This window comes from Mesorhizobium sp. M0140, from assembly GCF_040322475.1.
Classification (GTDB): Bacteria; Pseudomonadota; Alphaproteobacteria; order Rhizobiales; family Rhizobiaceae; genus Mesorhizobium.
This window is the reverse complement of the sequence record NZ_JAMYTM010000068.1, coordinates 1-5,272: the sequence shown is the minus strand read 5'-3', so window position 1 is coordinate 5,272 and position 5,272 is coordinate 1. Positions and strand designations below refer to the sequence as shown.

The 5,272-nt window shown below is 61.7% G+C and carries 3 protein-coding genes, 1 tRNA gene and 1 pseudogene; 4 read left to right on the top strand and 1 reads right to left on the bottom strand.

The window, feature by feature from the left end; all coding sequences use genetic code 11:
- Positions 1-201: 201 nt before the first annotated feature.
- The 3 genes and pseudogenes from NKJ37_RS31745 to NKJ37_RS31735 all read left to right on the top strand — a co-directional run bounded on the left by NKJ37_RS31745 (position 202) and on the right by NKJ37_RS31735 (position 2,655).
- The gene (locus NKJ37_RS31745; protein ID WP_352776425.1) at positions 202-1,857 is read left to right on the top strand and encodes a COG3904 family protein; all 1,656 of its coding nucleotides are present in this window, start codon (positions 202-204) and stop codon (positions 1,855-1,857) included.
- Positions 1,858-1,958: 101 nt separating this feature from the next.
- Positions 1,959-2,440 (top strand): annotated as a pseudogene (locus NKJ37_RS31740) (group II truncated hemoglobin).
- 139 nt (positions 2,441-2,579) lie between these two features.
- Positions 2,580-2,655: transfer RNA gene (locus NKJ37_RS31735), tRNA-Trp, on the top strand.
- Positions 2,656-2,998: 343 nt separating this feature from the next.
- On the opposite strand, the gene NKJ37_RS31730 is transcribed toward NKJ37_RS31735, so the two are convergent.
- Positions 2,999-4,078 (bottom strand): LacI family DNA-binding transcriptional regulator, encoded by a 1,080-nt coding sequence (locus NKJ37_RS31730; protein ID WP_352776427.1) that lies wholly within the window; start codon positions 4,076-4,078, stop codon positions 2,999-3,001.
- A gap of 216 nt (positions 4,079-4,294) precedes the next feature.
- Between NKJ37_RS31730 and NKJ37_RS31725 the strand changes: the two genes are divergently transcribed.
- Positions 4,295-5,137, top strand: coding sequence for an ABC transporter substrate-binding protein (locus NKJ37_RS31725; protein ID WP_023814285.1), 843 nt, complete (start codon positions 4,295-4,297; stop codon positions 5,135-5,137).
- The last annotated feature ends 135 nt before the right edge of the window (positions 5,138-5,272 follow it).

Genomic DNA, 5,272 nt, shown 5'->3' with positions numbered 1-5,272 from the left:
GGCGATCATGCCCCCGTGTCGTCAAAAAGCTACCAGCCAAATATCCTGTCAGAACACTGAAGGTGCCTAAGTGAACTGCATTAGGTCTTCGGGCCGCCCTTTTTTGTTTGCCGGGCTATCGGCTACCGCCCTGTCGCTCGACCCTGTTGCAAGCCCTTGGACCTCGTCTAGTATAGGTTGCATCAAGGGGCTTTTTGCAGAATGGTTTCAGGGTGCCTTCACCGTTGTCGGGCATTGTGGTCGCTGGCCTTGATCTGCCTGCTGGCATTGCTTGCCGCGGGCCCGGTAGCCTTTGCGGCGGATGCGGCGCCGGATCTTGGGCCGACGATGCGGTTCGGCATTGTCCGCAGCAACGCACCGGGGTGCGAGCCGATCTGCCCGGAATGGATATCGGCCGAGGGCTCCATAGAAGCCGGCACGCCGGCACTCTTCAAACGCATGCTGAAGACGCTTGGCGGGCGGAAACTGCCTGTTGTCGTGGATTCTCCCGGCGGCAATGTCGAGGCGGCGCTGACGCTTGGCCGGCTGATCCGCAAGAACAAGCTCGATATCGCCATCGGCAAGACGGTGTTTTCCAGCTGCCAGCCCGGTGCGAAGGGATGCCAGGACCGTGACGCCCGCTACTTCGGCGATGTCATCGACTATGGCGCCATGTGCAATTCCGCCTGTCCTCTGATGTTTGCCGGCGGTATCAGGCGGGTGGCCGGCGAATGGGCCTATCTCGGCGTCCATCAGATCACCACGACCTACATCCGCACGAAATTGCAATACCGCACCACCTACCGCATCGTGGGGGGCAAGAAGAAGATCCTCAACACAAAGATCGTCAGCCGCAAGAACGCCGGCAGCTACAAGACCTACGAGATGAGCAAGTCGGTGGAGAAAAAGCTGGCGGCCTATCTCAACCAGATGGGCATCGAACAAGGCATGCTCGAAACGATGAAGGGCACGCCGGCCAGCGAAATTCACCAGATCGCCCTCGACGACATGCTGGCGATGAAGCTGGTCACCAGCACGGACGCTGTAGGCCTGTTGACCGCGGCAAGCCTGTGCGAGCCCGGCCGCCTGGCCACGAATTGCCGGGAAATGCCGGGGGACAAGCCTGATGGCCTGACGGCGACCGCGGCCAAGCCTGCTCCGCCGGCGATCGAACCCGAGCCGGCGCGACACGATGAAGAGCGGCGCGATGAAGACATGCGCTTCGTCGTCGTTCGCGGCACCAATCCGCTCTGCAATCCAGACTGCCCGGAATGGATCTCGGCGGAAGGCGCGATCACTCCCCAGACCCCGCAGAAGCTGCGCCAATTGCTCGCCACGCTCGGCAAACGGCAACTGCCTGTCGTGGTCAGTTCGAGGGGAGGCGACCTGTTCAGCGCCCTGGCGGCGGGACGGCTTATCCATGAAAGGAAGCTCGACGTCGCGGTTGGCCGCACCGATTTCGTCGGCTGTGACCCGGGAGCGTGGAATTGCCTGGCCAAAGAGGGCGCCTATGCCGGGCTGAGCATCGATGCGGGCGTGGAGTGCGATTCGGCCTGCGCGCTGATGCTTGCCGGCGGCATCAAGCGGCTTGTCGGTCCCCAGGCGCGACTTAGCCTCTACCTGATGGGGCAAAAGCAGATGGTCAAGGCCTATCTCGACGAGATGGCGATCGCTCCCGCCCTGTTCGCGGCGATCGAGCGTCGCTCGGTCGAGCGCCGGCTGGAACCCGGCATGATGCTGAAGGTCGGACTGACGACGAGCCTGCAATCGGTCGACGCGCTGACCGGCGCCACCATTTGCGAGGCGGTGCCAAGACCCGAGAATTGCCGGATCCGGCCCTCCGCCAATGCCGAGGCTGACGCGCCGGCCAAATTGTAGACCGCGGCGAAGCCGGAACTGGCCATCGAGGCAGGTTGAGACACTTCCGATTGTTCCGCTATCGTCGCTGCTGGCGGCGCCAGGCAGGCGGAGGATCGAGAATGAGCCAGGATATCCCGACCCTCTACGAATGGGCCGGCGGCGGCGAGGCCCTGAACCGGCTGACCCAGACTTTCTACGACAAGGTGGCGCAGGACCCGATCGTCGGGCCGGTGTTCAAGACCATGTCGCCGGATCATCCCGCCCATGTCGCGGCCTTCATCGGCGAGGTTTTCGGCGGGTCAAAAACCTACAGCGAGCAGTTCGGTGGCCACCGCGAGATGGTCATGCACCATCTGGGCAAGCATCTGAGCGAGGAGCAGCGCCGCCGCTGGATTAGCCTCCTGGCCGATGCAGCCGACGCGGTCGGCCTGCCTGACGATCCGGAATTCCGTTCGGCCTCATGGGCTATGTCGAATGGGGATCGCGTCTGGCCAAGATGAACTCCAATCTCGGCGAGACGTGCGATCCCGAGACGGAACCGATGCCGGCCTGGGGCTGGGGCGTGCCGGGCGGACCCTATCGGCCGCTGAAAACAAAGTAACCTCTCGCCGAACGAGCTGGTCGTCAGCTGTCCCGATTTCTGGCGCAGGGGGGGGTGAAGGTACGTTTGCTTGCAAACCACCCTTTACAGAGCGTGCGGAAGCTTTTAGGAAGCGCCTGCTGCGCCGACATGCGCACGTACGGGCATAGCTCAGTTGGTAGAGCGGCGGTCTCCAAAACCGCAGGTCGTAGGTTCGAGCCCTGCTGCCCGTGCCATTTCCAAAGGGAAATCAGGCACTTAGAAATAGCGCTACTCGGTTGAGAAGCCAAAACGACTGCTGCACATCTATTGCACGGACATGCACGTCCGCGGGCAGCGTCCGACGGTGGCGTAAAATCACACGATTCTGGTGGGCAACTTCACCGTAACGACAGCCTGGTTTGGCGCTGCTCGAGGTTCCACAAAGGTAAAAATTGGCGGGTTGGCACCAAGGAAGCTGGCTTGGCTCGAGTCGAGATTTGCTCCTTTGGTCCGAAGGATGCGGGCGCAGAATACAAACCATCCGACGCTCGGGCATAGGCTTCCATGCTATGCTTTGGACCGCTCGGCTTTGAGAATCTACAGCTTGTAGGCAGCAGGCGGACCAACGGATCCGCGTTCGATGATTGTGGTCGGCAGAATGAGCCTTTCAGCTGGCCGTGCTTCGCCCTTCAAGCGGCGGATGAGCAGTTCCGCGACGCTTTTGCCCAGCGCATAGACGGGCTGGTCGACGACGGTGATGGGCGGGGTCGTGACGCTCGTCCAGTCCGCGTCATGGAAAGTGATGAGCGAGATGTCTTGTGGAATGCGCAGCCCGCGCTGGCGCATGACCTTGAAGATCTCCAGGGCTATGAGACTGTCGGAGGCAAGGATTGCGGTCGGTCGATCTGGCCCCGACAGCAGTTTGTCGGCGAGCTTTCGCGTCTCGTCGGGGCTTGTCGCGCCAAGGCGAATATGACGTTCCGGTCGATCAATTCCGGCGTCCCGGCACACCTTGAGAAAGCCGTCGATGCGCTCACGGACCGATGAGGTGTAGATTTGTCCTAGGTCGCGATACTCATTGCCTTCGGCGTCAACCGCGGTCACATAGGCGATTTTGCTGTGGCCGGCGTCGACAAGGATACGGGTCGCCCGCATGGCGATGTCTCGATCGTCAACCGTAACCGTGTCGACATCGAGATCAGGCAGCGCCCGGTCAAGCAGGGCAAGCGGCCGGCCTGAACGGTGGATGTCGCGCAGGTGTGAGATGTCACGCGATTCCGACGGCGTGACGATCAGTCCGTCGACGCGCTTGCCGATCAACAGCCGCACAGCTGCCCTTTCCGCGTCGATCCGCTCGCCGGAGTTGGCCAAGATGACGTTGAAGCCAGCCGCCTTTGCCGCGTCGCTGATTCCACGCACCGCCAGGCTGAAGAACGGGTTTTCGATGTCTCCGACCACCACGCCGATGATGCCGGACCTGCCGGTCGTCATGCTTCGGGCCAGTTCGTTCGGACGGTAGTCAAGGGCCTTGGCGGCGGCCATGACATTGGCGCGGATCGTGTCGCTGACGACACCGTATCCGCCGAGCACGCGCGCGGCCGTCGCTTTGGACACATTGGCCACTCGGGCGACATCGCTGACCGTTATCGACTGGGTCTTGGGTGCGGTTCTTTTCATTGGATGAACGACTACAAGAGTTGTTGACGGAAGGTCAATCTGGCGATAACGATTATCAAAGAGACCGGTCTCAATCAATAAGAGACCGGTCTCTTTTAGAAGATTGCGGGCCGAGGGGCGCATGCCGCGGTTCGCGGCGGCGGGCGATGTCAAGCGTGGGATTGCCGGCTCGACGTCAATACCAAGAAGAACAGACCTTCAGAGTGGAGAGAAGACATGAGCAGGATAGGAATTCTCAAGTCGTTGATGTCACCGGTCCGGGCCGGCGCAATGGCTCTTATGGCTGTGTGCATCGGCGCGGGTTTTGTTTCCGGAGCAGCCGCCGCGGATGACAATCCCTATGGTCTTATTGATGCGAAAGTCATCAGCGTTGGTACCATGGGTGATGCCAAGCCCTACGCTTTCACCCAGGCGGACGGCACATTCACCGGGTTCGACATCGAATTGTTCCGCAACGTCGCGAGCCGCCTTGGCTTCAAGCCGGACCAGGTGATCTTCACCGGTCAGGAATTCTCGGCGCTGATGCCTTCGGTTGCCAACGAGCGCTTCGATGTCGCGGTCGCGGCAATCGGCACGACGGAAGCGCGTAAGAAGACCGTCGACTTTTCCGACGGGTATCTTGCAGGCTATCTCTCCGTGCTTACGTCAGACAAGGCGATCACGTCGGCCGACGGGCTCAAGGGCAAGCGTCTTGGCGTCGTGCAGGGTACGCTGCAGGAAATCTATGCGGCGAAGAATTTTGTCGGGACTGATCTCGTCAAATTTCCTGACAACAATTCGGCCGTCTCGGCGCTCAACAATGGCACGGTCGACGCTCATTTCCTCGATTACGAGGCAGCCAAGGACTATGGCGTTCGTTATCCGGACTTGAAGATCGCGGTTAACATCCCGTCCTTCGACGCGCCGGCAGGCTTCGTCTTGCGCAAGGGCAACGACAAGCTTCGCGATGCGCTGAACACCGCCCTGCATGCGGCCATGCAGGACGGCACCTGGAAGACGCTTTATGAGAAGTGGTTCCCAGGCTCGCCGATGCCCGATCAATACCTCCCCAAGAAGTAACCGCACCCGGGGGGGGGGGCGGGGGGGGGGGGGGCGGGGCCCCCCCCGCCCGCGGGGGGGGGGGGGGGGGGGGGGGCCGCCCCCCGCAACGGGGGGCACACCGAAGAGGATAAAATAGGGGGGGGGGTGGGATAT

What these genes read in the sequence shown, in the direction of transcription:
- NKJ37_RS31730 (WP_352776427.1), bottom strand. Translation starts at nt 4,078, where the DNA reads ATGAAAAGAACCGCACCCAAGACCCAGTCGATAACGGTCAGCGATGTC.
- NKJ37_RS31725 (WP_023814285.1), top strand. Translation starts at nt 4,295, where the DNA reads ATGAGCAGGATAGGAATTCTCAAGTCGTTGATGTCACCGGTCCGGGCC.
- NKJ37_RS31745 (WP_352776425.1), top strand. Translation starts at nt 202, where the DNA reads ATGGTTTCAGGGTGCCTTCACCGTTGTCGGGCATTGTGGTCGCTGGCC.